General features: G+C 61.0%; 15 protein-coding genes. All 15 read left to right on the top strand.

Annotated elements, in window-relative coordinates:
• Positions 1-129 precede the first annotated feature (129 nt).
• The 15 genes from EEB19_RS22605 to EEB19_RS22535 all read left to right on the top strand — a co-directional run bounded on the left by EEB19_RS22605 (position 130) and on the right by EEB19_RS22535 (position 14,657).
• Positions 130-1,335 carry a CaiB/BaiF CoA-transferase family protein gene (locus tag EEB19_RS22605; RefSeq protein ID WP_187589565.1) on the top strand — a complete coding sequence of 402 codons (1,206 nt, stop codon included), beginning with the start codon at positions 130-132 and terminating at the stop codon, positions 1,333-1,335.
• 12 nt (positions 1,336-1,347) lie between these two features.
• On the top strand, positions 1,348-2,028 hold the full coding sequence (locus EEB19_RS22600) for an SDR family oxidoreductase (protein ID WP_187589564.1): 681 nt from the start codon (positions 1,348-1,350) through the stop codon (positions 2,026-2,028).
• 84 nt (positions 2,029-2,112) lie between these two features.
• Positions 2,113-2,832: a glutathione S-transferase C-terminal domain-containing protein gene (locus EEB19_RS22595; protein ID WP_187589563.1), complete on the top strand. Its 720-nt coding sequence runs from the start codon at positions 2,113-2,115 to the stop codon at positions 2,830-2,832.
• 47 nt (positions 2,833-2,879) lie between these two features.
• The gene (locus EEB19_RS22590) at positions 2,880-3,590 is read left to right on the top strand and encodes a glutathione S-transferase family protein (RefSeq protein ID WP_187589562.1); all 711 of its coding nucleotides are present in this window, start codon (positions 2,880-2,882) and stop codon (positions 3,588-3,590) included.
• Positions 3,587-5,023, top strand: coding sequence for a non-phosphorylative glyceraldehyde 3-phosphate dehydrogenase TadD (gene tadD / locus EEB19_RS22585; protein ID WP_187589593.1), 1,437 nt, complete (start codon positions 3,587-3,589; stop codon positions 5,021-5,023). The genes EEB19_RS22590 and tadD overlap by 4 nt, the downstream gene beginning before the upstream one ends.
• 139 nt (positions 5,024-5,162) lie before the next feature.
• A complete protein-coding gene (gene isoA, locus EEB19_RS22580) occupies positions 5,163-6,653 on the top strand; it encodes an isoprene monooxygenase oxygenase subunit alpha (RefSeq protein ID WP_187589561.1) in 1,491 nt (496 codons plus the stop codon).
• A gap of 24 nt (positions 6,654-6,677) precedes the next feature.
• Positions 6,678-6,965: a toluene-4-monooxygenase system B family protein gene (locus EEB19_RS22575; RefSeq protein ID WP_187589560.1), complete on the top strand. Its 288-nt coding sequence runs from the start codon at positions 6,678-6,680 to the stop codon at positions 6,963-6,965.
• Positions 6,958-7,287, top strand: a complete 330-nt coding sequence (locus EEB19_RS22570; protein ID WP_187589559.1) for a Rieske 2Fe-2S domain-containing protein — start codon at positions 6,958-6,960, stop codon at positions 7,285-7,287. Before EEB19_RS22575 ends, EEB19_RS22570 begins: the two co-directional genes overlap by 8 nt.
• Before the next feature lie 22 nt (positions 7,288-7,309).
• Positions 7,310-7,630, top strand: coding sequence for an MmoB/DmpM family protein (locus EEB19_RS22565; protein ID WP_187589558.1), 321 nt, complete (start codon positions 7,310-7,312; stop codon positions 7,628-7,630).
• A gap of 3 nt (positions 7,631-7,633) precedes the next feature.
• On the top strand, positions 7,634-8,656 hold the full coding sequence (locus EEB19_RS22560) for a toluene hydroxylase (protein ID WP_187589557.1): 1,023 nt from the start codon (positions 7,634-7,636) through the stop codon (positions 8,654-8,656).
• Between the two features lie 34 nt (positions 8,657-8,690).
• Positions 8,691-9,719: a 2Fe-2S iron-sulfur cluster binding domain-containing protein gene (locus EEB19_RS22555; RefSeq protein ID WP_187589556.1), complete on the top strand. Its 1,029-nt coding sequence runs from the start codon at positions 8,691-8,693 to the stop codon at positions 9,717-9,719.
• 50 nt (positions 9,720-9,769) lie between these two features.
• Positions 9,770-11,140: an aldehyde dehydrogenase gene (locus EEB19_RS22550; protein WP_187589555.1), complete on the top strand. Its 1,371-nt coding sequence runs from the start codon at positions 9,770-9,772 to the stop codon at positions 11,138-11,140.
• Positions 11,141-11,181: 41 nt separating this feature from the next.
• Complete coding sequence (gene gshB / locus EEB19_RS22545) at positions 11,182-12,180, top strand: glutathione synthase (protein WP_262365864.1); 999 nt, start codon at positions 11,182-11,184, stop codon at positions 12,178-12,180.
• Positions 12,181-12,184: 4 nt separating this feature from the next.
• Entirely contained in the window at positions 12,185-13,579 is a 1,395-nt protein-coding gene (locus EEB19_RS22540) for an FAD-dependent oxidoreductase (RefSeq protein WP_187589553.1), read from the top strand.
• A 55-nt stretch (positions 13,580-13,634) separates the two neighbouring features.
• Positions 13,635-14,657: an AraC family transcriptional regulator gene (locus EEB19_RS22535; protein ID WP_187589552.1), complete on the top strand. Its 1,023-nt coding sequence runs from the start codon at positions 13,635-13,637 to the stop codon at positions 14,655-14,657.
• The last annotated feature ends 175 nt before the right edge of the window (positions 14,658-14,832 follow it).

Here is a 14,832-nt window from a genome sequence, read left to right as displayed (position 1 = left end):
CTCCTAAGAGATTAGGCTCTTAGTATTACGTGAGGCAAGTCACTTAGTGAAGTATGACGTGCTGCACGCCATAGCAGGCGCGATTTGCGCAGAGACCAACCCGAGAGAGGCATGCATATGAGCGGGCCCATGACAGGAATCAAGATTCTCGACCTCTGTTCGATGATGTCGGGCCCCTGGGCGACCGACATCCTCGGTGATCAGGGTGCAGACGTGATCAAAATCGAGGTGCCGGGCAAGGGCGATCACGTCCGGTCGTTGCCGAACCGGTCGGGCGACATGTCGGCGATGTTCGTCAACGTGAACCGATCGAAGCGATCGCTGACGCTTGATCTCAAGAAACCCGAAGGGGTGCAGGTCTTCAAGCAACTGGCTGCCAGCGCCGATGTCATCGTGCAGAACTTCCGACCAGGCGTCGTCGAACGCCTCGGAATTTCCTATGACGATATCGCACCGCTGAACGACAAGCTGATCTATCTGTCGCTCAGCGGGTTCGGGGAGAACGGCCCGCTGTCCGGTCAGCGGGTGTACGACTCACTCATCCAGGGGCTGACGGGCCTGACAACCGTACAGGCCGGCTCGGACAACGAACGTCCGCGCCTGATTCGCACCATTCTTCCGGATAAACTGACGGCTGTTGTTGCCGCGCAGGCGCTCTCGGCCGCACTCTTTGCGCGCGAACGATCAGGCGCGGGAGGCCAGCACATCCGTCTCTCGATGCTCGAAGCGGTGCTGTCCTTCCTCTGGGCATCGGATATGGGTGCATACACCTTCGCCGACAAGCCGGTACCCATCGAGAAGGGCGGTAGCTTCATCGATCTGATCTATCAGACGTCGGACGGATTCATCACCATCGCCACCAACAGCAATGTTGAATGGCAGAACATGTGCCGTGCCCTAGGGCATCCGGAATGGATTGACGACGAGCGCTTCACGACCCCGACGGGTCGACTGGAGAACATCAACGAGCGTCTTGCCCTGATACAGAGCGTGCTCCCCGAAAAGTCCTCACAAGAGTGGCTGGCGGTACTCGACCAGAACGACGTGCCTGCCGCACCGATCCTCAAGCGATCGGAGGTGATCGAGCACCCGCAGGTCCTCTCGACCGGAATCGTGGTCGAATCAGAGCACCCGGTTGCCGGTCGCTTGCGTCAGGCGCGAGTGGCCGCCCGCTTCCTCGGTACGGTGCCCGAGCCTCCGCGAGGTGCACCCAAGCTGGGAGAACACAACCAGGAGGTGTTGTCTGACTTCGGGTTCGATGCTACTGAGATCGCCGGCCTGATCGATTCGGGTGTGGTCGGTTCCGAGCATGTGGCAGCGACCGCGCAAGCGTGAGGGAGATCAATGATGGCAACTGTTCTGGTGGTCGGGGCCGACAAGGGGATCGCCCACTCGATCGTGCGACAGCTCGACGCTCGCGGCGATGACGTTATCGCGGCCTGTCTGTTTGACGGCGCTGACCTGGCGGCGGACGGGATCCGGGTCGAGCCTCAGGTTGACGTCTCATCGGGTGAGTCGGTCAAGATCCTGGCAGCACGACTCGCCGCAAACGACACCAAACTCGACGCGATCTATCACATCGCGGGAGTGATGTGGCTCGATGAACTCGGCGACATCGATTACGACTCGTTCCGTAAACAGTTCGAGATCAATGCAATCGGCCCGCTTCGGACGATCGAGGCGCTGCGGGGTCTCCTTAAGACTGGTGCGAAGGTGGGAATCGTCTCCAGCCGGGTCGGCTCCCTGGGTGACAACACATCTGGTGGCATGTACGCCTACCGGATTTCCAAAGCGGCGGCCAACATGGTTGGTCTCAACCTCCATCACGACCTGTCGCCGGACGGCATCAGCGTGCTGATGCTGCATCCGGGGATGGTGGCCACCGACCTGACCAAGGACTTCCCCGGTGAACATGAGTACATCACACCCGAGCAGGCGGCGGCGGGGTTGATCAGGAACATCGATCACCTGACTCCAGAGACGTCCGGCCGCTTCCAGCATTCGGACGGAACATTCCTGCAGTGGTGAACATCGATTGTGGGACAGCGCTCTAACGAACACTGTCCAGAGACAGCACACCAATAACAAACACAGTGGAAGGAAACCCGACAAATGACTGTCACCGTCTACGGCTATGTGCCCGCCTGGGGCATCCCGGACATCAGCCCGTATGTGACCAAGGTCGTGAACTACATGACCTTCACCGGGATCCCGTTCGAGCACAAAACGCAGGATCTGGCCACGCTCGACCAGGATTCACCGCACGGAAAGCTGCCCTACATCGTGGAGGAGGATGGCAACAAGGTCGGTGATTCCAACACGATCATCGCGCACTTCAAGGAGAAGTACGGAGACAAGCTCGATGCGGACTTGACTGCAGCGCAGCGCGCGCAGTCGCTCGCCTGGAATCGACTGATCGAGGAACACCTCTACTGGAGCGGAATCATCCAGCCGCGCTGGCGTGACGATGAGGGCTGGGAGGTCTACATTCCCTACATCGTCCAGGGCGCCGAGGTCACCCCGGAAATGCGTGAGGGCCTCGACGCCTTCCGTGGCCGTATCCTCGCCGAGTTCGACGGCCAGGGCATGGGGCGGCGCAACGAGAAGGTGGTGTTCGACTTCTTCAAGGCCGACATCGATGCGATCTCCGATTTCCTCGGTGACAAGCCGTACTTCTTCGGTGACAAGCTGCACTCGATCGACGCATCGGTGTACTCCACCCTGCGTCATGTCGCCGATCAGCCGCAGCAGTGGCTGGGCACTGGCTACGTCCAGTCGAAGCAGAATCTCGTCGACTACATGGACCGGATTCGCAAGGAATACGACGTCTGACTCAGGACTGCCATAACTCAGATCGGCCTAAGGAGAAGGTAGTCACCATGATTGACCTGTACTACTACACAAGCCCCAACGCGCGGAAGATCTTGATCGCGCTGGAGGAGTTGGGCCTCGAATACAACATCAAGTGGACCGACATCACCGCGGGGGATCAGTTCGCCGAGGAGTACGTCGAGGTCAATCCGAACAGCAAGGTGCCGGCCATCGTAGATTGTGACGGCCCCGATGGCCGGCCCCTGCCGTTGTTCGAATCGGGTGCCATCCTGATCTATCTCGCTGAGAAGACCGGAAAGCTTCTGCCTGCCGACCCTGTTCTGCGATACGAGACGATCGCTTGGGTCTTCTGGCAAGTCGCCAACCAGGGTCCCATGGCAGGCCAAGCGGCCCATTTTTCCACCTACGCACCCAAAGCCGGACACGACATCCCCTATGCGCGCGGCCGATACGCCAACGAGATCAACCGCGTGTACAAGGTCCTAGACGATCACCTCGAGGACCGCGAGTACATCGTCGGCGATTCCTACACGATTGCCGACATCGCAAGCTTCACCTGGACGCGAGTCGCTAAAGGGCACGGAATCGCGCTCGGCGACTATCCCAACGTTGCACGGTGGTCGGCATTGATCGCCGAGCGCCCGGCCGCCAAGGTCAAAGTCAACGACGCACGGGAGGCACAGGCCATGCACGACAACAAGAACTATTCGAAGGAGCAATTCCAAACACTCTTCCGGCCGGAAGGACAGTCCGTATGAGTACATCAACCGAGGTCGTTCTCGATTCCGCTCCGGGGCTCACGATCGACGGCAAGATTGTGTCGACATCGGCTCGCCGGGCGGTGATCAACCCTGCGACCGAGCAGGTCCTCGCGGAGGTCCCCGACGCGACCGTCGAGCACCTGGAACAAGCGGTCAGCGCTGCTCGGCGGGCAGCCAAGGGGTGGAGCGCCAAGGACCTCGCAGAGCGACAACAGATCACACTGAGTTTCGTCGATAAGGTCCGAGAGAACATCGACGAGCTGGCCCGACTCGTCACACTCGAGCAGGGCAAGCCTCTCGATAAGGCTGCCGGCGAGATCGATTCAGGATTGCGTGCGCTCACCCGGTACGCAAGCCTCGACATTCCAGTTGAAGTCATCCGTGACACCAACGACGAACTCGTCGAGATTCACCGAGTTCCCGTTGGTGTTGTCGGTGGCATCACCGCATGGAACTATCCACTCCTACTGGCGCTGTGGAAGATCGGACCCTCGTTGGTCACCGGCAGTCCTGTAATCATCAAGCCCTCGCCGCTGACCCCGGTAGCCACGTTGCGCCTGGGCGAACTCGCGCAGGAAGTGCTGCCGCCGGGCGTTGTTCAGGTACTCAGTGGTGGAGACAGTCTCGGAAAAGCTATCTCGACCCATCCCGGAATAAACAAAATCAGCTTCACCGGGTCTGAGCGTGCGGGCACCTCGATCATGTCGGCGGCAGGCCCCACACTCAAGCGGCTGACCCTCGAACTCGGGGGCAACGACGCGGGAATCGTCCTCGACGACGTTGACGTCCAGGCGATTGCGTCTGGCCTGTACTGGGGCGGGCTTTCCAATTGCGGTCAGGTGTGCGCAGGACTCAAGCGACTCTACGTACCGCGTCGACTCGCCGATGACGTGGCCGATGCACTCACGGCGATCGCCGCGACGGTAACAGTCGGCAACGGCCTCCACGACGGCGTGATGATGGGGCCGATCCAGAATGAGGTGCAGTACCGCAAGGTCAAAGGCTACGTCGACGACGCCGTTCAACGCGGAGCCGACGTCTACTTCCGCGGCGAGATCCCCGACGGGCCAGGCTATTTCCATCCGGTCACCCTTGTCCGCGGCCTTGCCGATGACGTGCCGCTGGCCAGCGAGGAGCAATTCGGCCCAGTGCTCCCGTTGCTCACCTACGACGACATCGATGATGTGGTCGCGCGGGCGAACAACTCGCCGCTCGGACTTGGCGCTTCTGTCTGGTCCAGCGACGAGTCCCGTGCGCGCGGCGTGGCCGATCGGCTCGAAGCCGGGTCGGTCTGGATCAATAACCATCCCGTGCTCACTTCAGACGTGCCCTTCGGCGGGGTCAAGCAGTCCGGCCTCGGCGTCGAGCAGTCCATCTACGGCGTATTGGCCTACACCGATATCAAGGTCATTCGAGCCACACGGGGGTGAGCATCCCAAGGTTTGCTCCGTGGGGCCACCTGGCACCGGCGGACACATTGCACACCTGTAATTGCCGCGAATGGCAAATGGGCACAATAGAATACAGCCTCACGCATCTGCAGATAGAACTGGGAAGGCAATCAGACACATGTTGTTGAACAGAGACGATTGGTACGACACCTCGCGCGACCTCGACTGGGAGTTGAGTTACGTCGATCCCAAGCTCGCGTTCCCCGACGAGTGGTCCGGCGCCGGCAACATTCCCGCCGACGCCTGGCAGAAGTGGGACGAGCCGTTCCGCGTGTCCTTCCGCGATTACGTTCGCATTCAGCGCGAGAAAGAAATGGGAGTCAAAGCGGTCAGCAACGCCTTGAGCCGTGCCGGCCTCTACGAGAAACTCGACCCCGCACACGTCGCCGCATCCCACCTACACATGGGTACCACCTGCATGGTCGAACACATGGCGGTCACGATGCAGGCCCGATTCTGTCGTTTCGCTCCCTCCACCCGCTGGCGCAATCTGGGAGTGTTCGGGATGTTGGACGAGACCCGTCACACCCAGCTGGACATGCGATTCTCCCATGACCTGCTCAAGCAGGAGCCACGGTTCGACTGGGCGCAGAAGGCATTCCACACCAACGAGTGGGGCGTACTCGCCGTCAAGAACTTCTTCGACGACGCAATGCTCAATGCAGACTGTATCGAGGCGGCGCTGGCATCGAGCCTCACTGTGGAGCACGGTTTCACCAACATCCAGTTCGTGGCGCTGGCCGCCGACGCGATGGCCGCAGGTGACATCAACTGGTCGAACCTGCTGTCGTCGATCCAGACAGACGAGGCGCGACACGCACAACAGGGCTTCCCCACCCTGGAAGTCCTTATGGAGCATGACCCCCAGCGAGCACAGACCGCCCTCGACGTGGCGTTCTGGCGGGCGACTCGCCTGTTCCAAACTCTGACCGGCCCGGCGATGGACTACTACACCCCGCTCGATCAACGCAAGATGAGCTTCAAGGAGTTCATGCTCGAGTGGATTGTCAACCACCACGAACGGATTCTCAACGACTACGGCCTTAAGAAGCCGTGGTACTGGGATCAGTTCCTGGTGTCCCTCGAGAACGGCCACCATGCGATGCATATCGGTACCTGGTACTGGCGTCCGACCCTGTTCTGGAAGCCCAACGCCGGTGTGTCCAAGGACGAACGGGACTGGCTGCGCGAGAAGTACCCCACCTGGGAGAACAACTGGGGAGCGCTGTGGGACGAGATCATCAAGAATGTCAATGACGATCGTATCGAGAACACTTTGCCCGACACCCTTCCGTCGCTGTGCAACTTGACCCAGCTTCCCTTGGGCTCGGCATTTTCGCGCCACGAGCTCGCTGAGCACAGTCTCGAATACAAAGGGCGGCTTTATCAGTTCGATTCCGAGATCTCGAAGTGGTGCTTCGAACAGGACCCGGAACGCTACGCAGGCCATCAGAACTTCATCGACCGGTTTATCGACGGCCAGATCGTACCGGCCGATCTTGCAGGCGGACTCCTGTACATGGGCCTGACGCCCGATGTCATGGGTGACGACGTGTACGAGTACGCGTGGGCCAAAGACTATCTACCCGCCGAGACTGCCACGGCCTGAGGTGGCCCAGAGAGGACTTGAACAATGGCACCCTTCCCCATCACCGGACGATTCGTGACCGATTTCGTCCCTCACCTCGTTGCCATCGACACCGAGGACACCTGGGACCAGGTTGCAGAAAAAGTCGCGGTCCATAGTGTCGCGCGGCGCATCGCGCGACCTGATCCGCACCCCGGATACGACGTGCTGCTTCACGGCAAAGTGTTACCGCCCGAGAGCAAGGTCGAAGAACTGTTCGCGACGAACCCCGTGCCGCCGCTGCAGTGGTTCGACGTCAGATTCCGAGAAACCGCGGAGGTGGCAAGTGGCTGACGACGACTTCGTGGATGTCGTGGACGCCGACGAGCTGTGGGACGGAGAAATGGAGTCCTTCGACATCGGTGACGACGAGGTGCTCGTCCTGAAGGTGGATGGCGAGGTCAGGGCCTACGACGGGATCTGCCCTCACCAGAGCATCTCACTGGTCGAAGGTGAGTTCGAGAACGGTGTCGTGACATGCCGCGCACACGAGTGGCAATTTGACGCCTTGTCCGGTAACGGCGTCAACCCGACCGACACGTGCCTCAAGAAGCACGACGTTCGAATTATGGACGGCGTCATCCAGGTACGTCTCAATCACGCAGTGACCCACTGAACTAAGGAGCCCTGAGAGAAGCATGAGTGTGCTCGAGATGGATGCCGAAGCCGAGGCATCTACCAACCTGGTCGGGCCGGTGATCCGCTCTGGCGATCTAGCCGAGGCCGTCATCGACGCGATTGAAGAGGACAATCCCGATACCGACGTTCTCGTTCTCGACCGTGACGATTACGTTCGCATTCACACGGTACGTTCCTGTCGACTGACACAGGCAAGCCTCGAGAAGTACTACGGGCAGGCGTACAAACTGGCTGCACTGGAGATCGACATGCCGTCGTTCAAAGGGCGGCTGTACACCCGTGACGACGAATATCGTTGGTACTACGAAAACGAGGCGTGACTTATGAGCGAGAAAGTGGCTAAGAAGGCGCGTAAGCGCGGGCTGAAAACCTGGAGTGCGTTCGGTAACCTCGGGCGTCGTCCCACCGAATACGAGATTCTCACCCACAACATGAATCACACCACCGGTGAGATCCCGCTGGAGATGGGACCAGACGTACACGGAAACGCCTGGCTTCGAGAGCACCGGGATTCAATGCCGTTGCGCGAAATCGCCTGGGACGACTTCCGCGACCCGGATACACTGACCTACGGGTCCTACGTCGCGTCACAGGACGATCAAGAAACCTACATCGAGTACCTGCTCGAGCAGTTTGACTCCGAAGGCTACGACGAGAAACTGAACGATGAGCAGATCGCGTTGCTGCGCAACGCAATAACTCCAACTAGGTATGTGGGACACGCTCAGCAGATGTTGTCGGCGTACCTGCAACAACTGGCGGTGAGTAGCTACGTCGCTAACTGTGCCGCCTTCCAGACGGCTGATCAGCTTCGGCGCGTGCAGACGATTGCCTATCGCACGACTCAACTCAAGCTGGCCCATCCCGAGAAGGGGTTTGCCACCGGAGAAAAGTCGGACTGGACCGACAAGCCGCTGTGGCAACCGATTCGTGAGGCATTCGAGTGGGCCTTGGTCGAGTTCGATTGGGATCGGGCGTTCGTCGTCACCAATCTGGTAGTCAAACCGATCGCGGACCGGTTGTTCCTATCCGAGGCAGGCCTACAGCTGGCGAGAATCGGTGCGCGGCTGGACTCGCTGATCGCAGAGAACCTCTACAACGACAGTGAGCGCAGCCGACGCTGGAGTGCCGAACTTGTCACGTTCGTCACCAAGGCCGATCAGGCGCACCTGGCGACTCTGCAGTCCTATCTCGACGACTGGGTCGAGCGGGGCGAGGCGATGATCGAGGCCGGAGCGGCCCTGTTGGCATCACCATCGGGCCGTGACGCCGACACTATCGCAGCTGATGTTCGCAAGGACTGGCACGGGTCGCTGGTGGCCGTCGGGCTCAGTGCGACGCGCTGAGCCCGACACCGCCCGGATCACAGGGAGGAAGACGATGGCGGTGTCAGCCGAGTTCGTCGGGCACGACAGCGAAGTGGACTGCGAACCGGACGAGACTCTCCTACGTGCGGGTTTGCGCGCGGGTCTGGCGTTGCCCTACGAGTGTGCCAGCGGCGGATGCGGCAGTTGCCGCGCTCAACTCCTCGGCGGCGATGTCCGTTCGCTCTGGCCGGAGGCGTCCGGCCTGAGCGAACGGGATCGCCGCCGAGGGAACCGCATCCTCATGTGCCAGTCCGTTCCGACCGGGAACTGCCGGGTGAAGGCTCCGGCACTCGGTGACCCGCAGGTGGCGGAGGAGCCGGTGCCGCAACGTTTCAGGGCCATCCTGGTCCGTCGCGAGATGTTGACCGAGGACACCGCACTGTTCACGCTGGCCTTTCAGAACCCCATCCGATACCTTCCCGGCCAGTTCATGATCCTGGAATCCCGGGACGGAGTACGCCGAGCGTATTCGATGGCACATCCGGCATCCGAGCTCGGCAGTGGTCAAGTTGAGTTCATCATCAGGGCCAAGCCGGGAGGCGCGGGTTCGCAGTGGCTATTCGCGACCCTGACCCCCGACGCGGAGCTGATTGCCGAAGGACCCTACGGCCGGGCCTACGCGCGCCCGACATCGGATCGACCAGTCGTGTGCATCGCCGGCGGCACCGGCCTCGCACCGGTGCTCGCGATCGCCGAGTGTCTTCTGCGTCGCCAGGACGGCCCCGCCATCGACTTCTACTTCGGGGTGCGACGACGGTCTGACCTGGTGGTCGTGGAGCGTCTGGAAAAGTTGCAGACCTCCGGTGCTCGAGTGCTCGTCTCGGTCCAGGAGGCAGCCGACACCGCAGATCGACTCGATACCGGCCTCGTGACACGAGCCGGCGTGGTCATCGACCATGTCGCCGAGGACTGGCAGGACCTTTCGTCACACGATGTCTATCTTGCCGGCCCATCGGGGATGGTCGACGCCGCGATGCGCTCACTCGTGCGCGAACGGCATGCCTGCGCTGATCGGGTCTATTTCGACCGCTTTCTCAGCTGACCGTCGCACCCCATGTAGTAAGGACCAACTTGTGGACGAAGGAGTTGATCATGGTAGTTGACACCCACGCCAGATCTCTATTGCCCAGTGACGACGACTACGGGCGCAATATCATCGGTGGTCGTTGGCTGTTCCCGGCCGCACCTTATGAGTTCGAGATCCGAAATCCAGTCGACTCCACCATCACCACAGTGGTGCCCCTGTCCTCGCGTATCGACGTCGAGCGCGCGATTACCGCGGCCGGCGAGGCGCTCCACGGGCGGTGGTCTGATCCAGCGACGCGCGAGCACCTTCTGGTCGCACTGCTGTCGAGACTCACCGATGCAAGTGTCGAGTTCGCGCACCTGATGAGCACCGAATCCGGTGTGTCGCATCGTGACGCACTCGACATAGTGGAGGCCTCACTAGGACTCGCCCGGCGATATCTCAGCGAGAATCGGGTCCCGGAACGGGACGCTCAAGGCTGCGTATCTGGCCACATCCTGTCCTGGGGGGCGCCGTTCGCCGAAATGCTCCTTGGTGTCTTCGCCGCGTTGGTTCGCGGGGAGTCCGTGGTAGTCAAGCCGTCACTACGGGGCCCGATGTCCCCGATCGCCGTCGCGTATCTCGCCGAACAGGCCGGTTTTCCAGCCGGGGTCGTCAATGTCGTACAGGGCACAGGAGTCGATGTCGGCGCCGCACTGATCAGCAGCAATCGACTGGGACAGCTCAGCGTCCACGGAAACTCCGACACTCTTGCGCGCTCGGCTCGCGCATACCCATTCACCAACGTGCCCCTGTCGACGCTACGAGGAGGCGGCAATGCTGCGGTGGTGTACCCGGATGCAAGCGCTGAGGACATTGCCCATCTCGCTCTCGAGGTCGCCGCTGCTGTCCGAGTGAACAGCGCAGGAAGTCTCTTCGGGCTACATACCGTCGCTGTTCACTCTGCCTGCACACAAGCTGTACGCGCCGCGCTGGTCGATGCGGTGTCCAACGTTGGTCCAGCGCCTCTGCCGGCCGAGCTCCAACGGCGTCAAGCCATGTCGCGTGTACATAGGCTGTCGGCAGCAGGTGGACGAGTCTTATGCGGGGGCAAGGTCCCCGACGACGTCAAACACCGGATGGGATGGTTCGTCACACCGACCGTGATCGATCTCGGTACGACGATGCAGGCGTTGCCGCTCATGGACGCTGTCGGTGCGCCGCTGGGCCCGGTGTTGACGGTGATCGAATGGGCCACCTTCGACGATATCGACAAACTCTTCGCTGCTCGACGCCACCAGGACGGGTATGGCATCACCTGGGGAGACTGCGGCGGACGTAACATCGCATCGTTTGGCGCGATCGCACGTGGCCAGGGGCCGCTGGGTGCCGCTCGCAGCGGACTAGTTCCTCCGGCGTGGGTAGGTCGACGGTCCTCGGCGGGTGATCGCCAATGACACGGTCCCCGTCGATCCTGGTCGGGGAGTGCGGTGGTCGCGTGGCGCGCTCAGGGCGGCCCTATGTCTTCATCGTAGACCCATTGGAAACACTTGTACCACAGCATGATACATCGGTGGCCTTGATGGAGGCAGCTCAACTAGCGCATCACCGGGTGTTGGTCACCGAACTACGTGGGCTGTCCATCCGAGAGGGTCGGGCGGTGGCCAGGTGCACAGAGGTGCGTCTAACGCCGGCGGTGCTAACTGATCGACACTGGGTGAGCGAGTCCGATTGGTTCAACCGGGGACCTGTCGAAGACATCATTCTCGATCACGCCGCAGCGGTTTTCATGCGAACCGATCCGCCCGTCGATGCCAACTACCTTCGCGCAACGTACATCCTCGACTACGTCGATGCGCGAAGGACGTTGATGGTCAATGCCCCGGCTGCCCTGCGCGATGCCAACGAGAAGATGTTCTCACTGCGTCTTCCGCACCTCGGCCCGTCGACCGTCGTGACTGCAGACACTGACGACATCGTCCGTTCCGTCCGCCGATGGGGGGCAGGCGTTCTCAAACCCACCGACGGTATGGGCGGGAGGGGAGTCATGATGCTGCGCCCTGCCGACCCCAACCTGCACTCCATCATCGATTCAGCGACTCTTTCGGGCGGGCGGCAGGTCATCGTGCAGCAGTACTTGCCAGCGGTTACCGAGGGTGATCGTCGGGTGATCGTTCTCGAAGGTGAACCCGTCGGGGTGATCGTCCGCAAGGCAGCGCGCGATGAGTTCCGATGCAATATGGCGGTGGGGGCCTCGGTACACGCGGGCGAGGTATCGAGTCGCGACCGCGAGATTTGTTGTGAGCTGAAGCCACTGCTGGCGGAGCGAAGCATTCATTTTGCCGGAATCGACATCATCGGAGGAATGCTAACCGAGGTGAACGTCACCAGCCCAACCGGGATTCGTGAGATCGACGCACTATGCCATACGCGCGTCGCGGAGCGAGTGATCAGCTGGGCGGACGCTGTCATCGCTACACGGATCGGAGTCAGGTAAGACGATGGGGGAACGAATACTGGTCGTCGGCGCGGATGCCGCCGGAATGAGCGCAGCCCATCAGTGCCTGCGATCGGCCGCGCTAGCCGCAAGGGAAGTAGATGTGGTCGTTCTCGAACGGACTTGCGACACATCGTACTCCGCTTGTGGAATACCGTATCTGGTTGCGGGAATGGTCAATTCGCCCGACGATCTGAGTGCCAGAACCCCTGACAAACATCGCGCGATGGGCGTTGATCTGAGGCTGGGAACCACCGCCGTCGGAATCGACCTTGATAAGCGCACAGTTGACGCGCTCGCCTCGGATGGGACCGCCTCGACGATAGGATTCGACCAACTGGTCCTGGCGACCGGCGCCGAACCGATCATCCCGGACTGGGCGCGCGATCGATCCGGAGATCTCCTGCCCGGCGTCGCGGCTGTCAAGACGCTAGATGATGCGAGGTACTGGCTCGAAGTATTCGCAGATTCCGGAGAGATGCGATCGAACCGACGGCGCGGTGTGGTCATCGGTGGCGGGTATATCGGTGTCGAGGCTGCAGAGGCGTTACAGCAGCGCGGCTTCGACACCCATTTAGTCACGCGGAGCAGGGTAATGAGCACTTTCGACTCGACCATGAGTGCACGCATCGAGGAAGCAATGATTGACGACGGCGTCACAGTGATGACGAACACCGTCGTTGAACTCGTTGAGATTGCACATGACGGTACGAAGATTCTGCACACCGCCGGCGGCCGCACGATCGAGGCAGACGTGGTGATGATCGGTACGGGTGTAAGGCCGGCGAGTACGCTCGGGGCCGACGCAGGATTGCCGATCGGTGATCACCTGGGATACCTCACCGACGACCGTCAGCAGCTCGGGGAGGGCATCTGGGCTGCCGGCGATTGTTGTGAGGCCTATGACCGTCTCCGGGGGAAGAACGCGTTCCTGCCCCTAGGAACCCACGCGAACAAACAGGGACGGATCTGCGGATTCAACCTGGTCGGAGGAGATCGCAGGTTCGCCGGTGTGCTCGGCACGGCAATCACCCGTTACCACAGTGCTTCAGCGCATATCGAGATCGCTCGCACGGGTCTGAGTACAACTCAGGCCCTCGAGGTCGGCTACCAGCCGGTGAGTCTGACAACAGAAGGCGGCACCGCGAGCGGCTACATGGCCGAACGCTCAAGTATCGCAACACACGCCATCGCGGACAAGGGCACCCGCAAATTGCTCGGCGTCCAGATCGTGGGAGGCACAGCGGCCGGCAAGCGCATCGATACAGCGGCGGCCGCGCTGTGGGGAGACATGGCCGTCGATGACCTAGCCGAGATGGATCTGTCCTATGCGCCACCGTTCGCGACAGTGTGGGAGGCGATCCAGCTCGCAGCAAGGCGACTGGCGGACGCGTTGTGACGATCACTGCACACACCAGAAGAACCCGACGGCGGCGTGAAAGAAGGTGACAGACATGTCCGCTCCGAGCGAATCACCATCCAGAAGGAGCGAGACGACGTGGCCACGAACGGCAGGTACGCGTAGACGGACCCTCGACGACCTGACGTTCACCAGGGCGCCCTCCGACGAGAGCGACTTCCAGAACCAGCATTTCGTCCAGACGATCGACGGTGCCGGAGCCGAGGGGCGAAGCACACGGCTACCGTGGCCCGGCGTCCAACTTCATCATCACGGCAGGCCCGACGACGTGATCATCGGGAGCGAAACGTCGCCGGTGGTCTGCTTCGCTGTGCGTGGACACCTTCACCTCACGTCACCCATCCGTGCCTTTGTGCCGGGGCCGGACTGGGGCATTGCTGTTCCGGCCGGCGCGGAGTGTGCTGGAATGGCGCTTGGCGGTAGCCGTTTTCGACGCCACTTAGCTCTGAGTATCGAGATACCGATCGACTATGCCCGGCGGGCCGCGAAGGATGTGCGGGACGGATGCAGCTTCACGCAGGTGATTGCGCCGGACTCGGACGCCGAACAGCACGCGGCGACCTTCTCGTACGGGAAGGAGTTGAGATGTGCGCTGGCGAGGTTCGTTCACGCGCTTGACTCCGAGGAAGACAGACGGGTGCTTGCTCCTCTCTACTTTGAGGAAATCACCCATCTCGTCTATCGCCTACCGGTCGGACGGCGAGCGATGATCAACTCGATCAACGTTCGGAAAGAAGATGATCCAATCCATCGCGCGGTGCGCTACATGCGCAGCAACCTCACCGACAGCATCGGAGTCACCGATCTCGCAAGGGAAGTGAGCCTGAGCCAGTCTGCATTTTCCCACCTGTTCCGCTCGAGCACAGGAACCACCCCATATCAGTATCTGAAGAACGTCCGACTTGATACCGCGAAGACCATGCTCGTCAACGAACCGAGTATGGCTGTCGCCGATGTGGCACAGGCCGTGGGCTATCACAATCCGTCACATTTCATCAGTGAATTCAAGCGCAAGTATCGCGTCACTCCAAGGGAATTCGCACGGATCTCTAGATGAAGGAGGTACACCGGTACCTCCACGGCCTAGTGTCGGAAAACCGCGACAGCAATCGGCGATTGACTGATTAGACAAGTCCGGAATAACCTTAGAAAAGCCTGTGAGTGAGATCACTGACTTACCCAGGTGATCGAATTACACTGCAGCACTGCCGTAGTCGTGGCTGTCCGCTGCA

The organism is Gordonia sp. OPL2 (genome assembly GCF_003797825.1).
In the GTDB taxonomy this organism is placed as follows: Bacteria; Actinomycetota; Actinomycetes; order Mycobacteriales; family Mycobacteriaceae; genus Gordonia.
This window is presented reverse-complemented; position numbering and strand designations above follow the sequence as displayed.

Coding starts and splice junctions, on each gene's coding strand:
- EEB19_RS22605 (WP_187589565.1), top strand. CDS start 130: ATGACAGGAATCAAGATTCTCGACCTCTGTTCGATGATGTCGGGCCCC.
- EEB19_RS22600 (WP_187589564.1), top strand. CDS start 1,348: ATGGCAACTGTTCTGGTGGTCGGGGCCGACAAGGGGATCGCCCACTCG.
- EEB19_RS22595 (WP_187589563.1), top strand. CDS start 2,113: ATGACTGTCACCGTCTACGGCTATGTGCCCGCCTGGGGCATCCCGGAC.
- EEB19_RS22590 (WP_187589562.1), top strand. CDS start 2,880: ATGATTGACCTGTACTACTACACAAGCCCCAACGCGCGGAAGATCTTG.
- tadD (WP_187589593.1), top strand. CDS start 3,587: ATGAGTACATCAACCGAGGTCGTTCTCGATTCCGCTCCGGGGCTCACG.
- isoA (WP_187589561.1), top strand. CDS start 5,163: ATGTTGTTGAACAGAGACGATTGGTACGACACCTCGCGCGACCTCGAC.
- EEB19_RS22575 (WP_187589560.1), top strand. CDS start 6,678: ATGGCACCCTTCCCCATCACCGGACGATTCGTGACCGATTTCGTCCCT.
- EEB19_RS22565 (WP_187589558.1), top strand. CDS start 7,310: ATGAGTGTGCTCGAGATGGATGCCGAAGCCGAGGCATCTACCAACCTG.
- EEB19_RS22560 (WP_187589557.1), top strand. CDS start 7,634: ATGAGCGAGAAAGTGGCTAAGAAGGCGCGTAAGCGCGGGCTGAAAACC.
- EEB19_RS22555 (WP_187589556.1), top strand. CDS start 8,691: ATGGCGGTGTCAGCCGAGTTCGTCGGGCACGACAGCGAAGTGGACTGC.
- EEB19_RS22550 (WP_187589555.1), top strand. CDS start 9,770: ATGGTAGTTGACACCCACGCCAGATCTCTATTGCCCAGTGACGACGAC.
- EEB19_RS22540 (WP_187589553.1), top strand. CDS start 12,185: ATGGGGGAACGAATACTGGTCGTCGGCGCGGATGCCGCCGGAATGAGC.
- EEB19_RS22535 (WP_187589552.1), top strand. CDS start 13,635: ATGTCCGCTCCGAGCGAATCACCATCCAGAAGGAGCGAGACGACGTGG.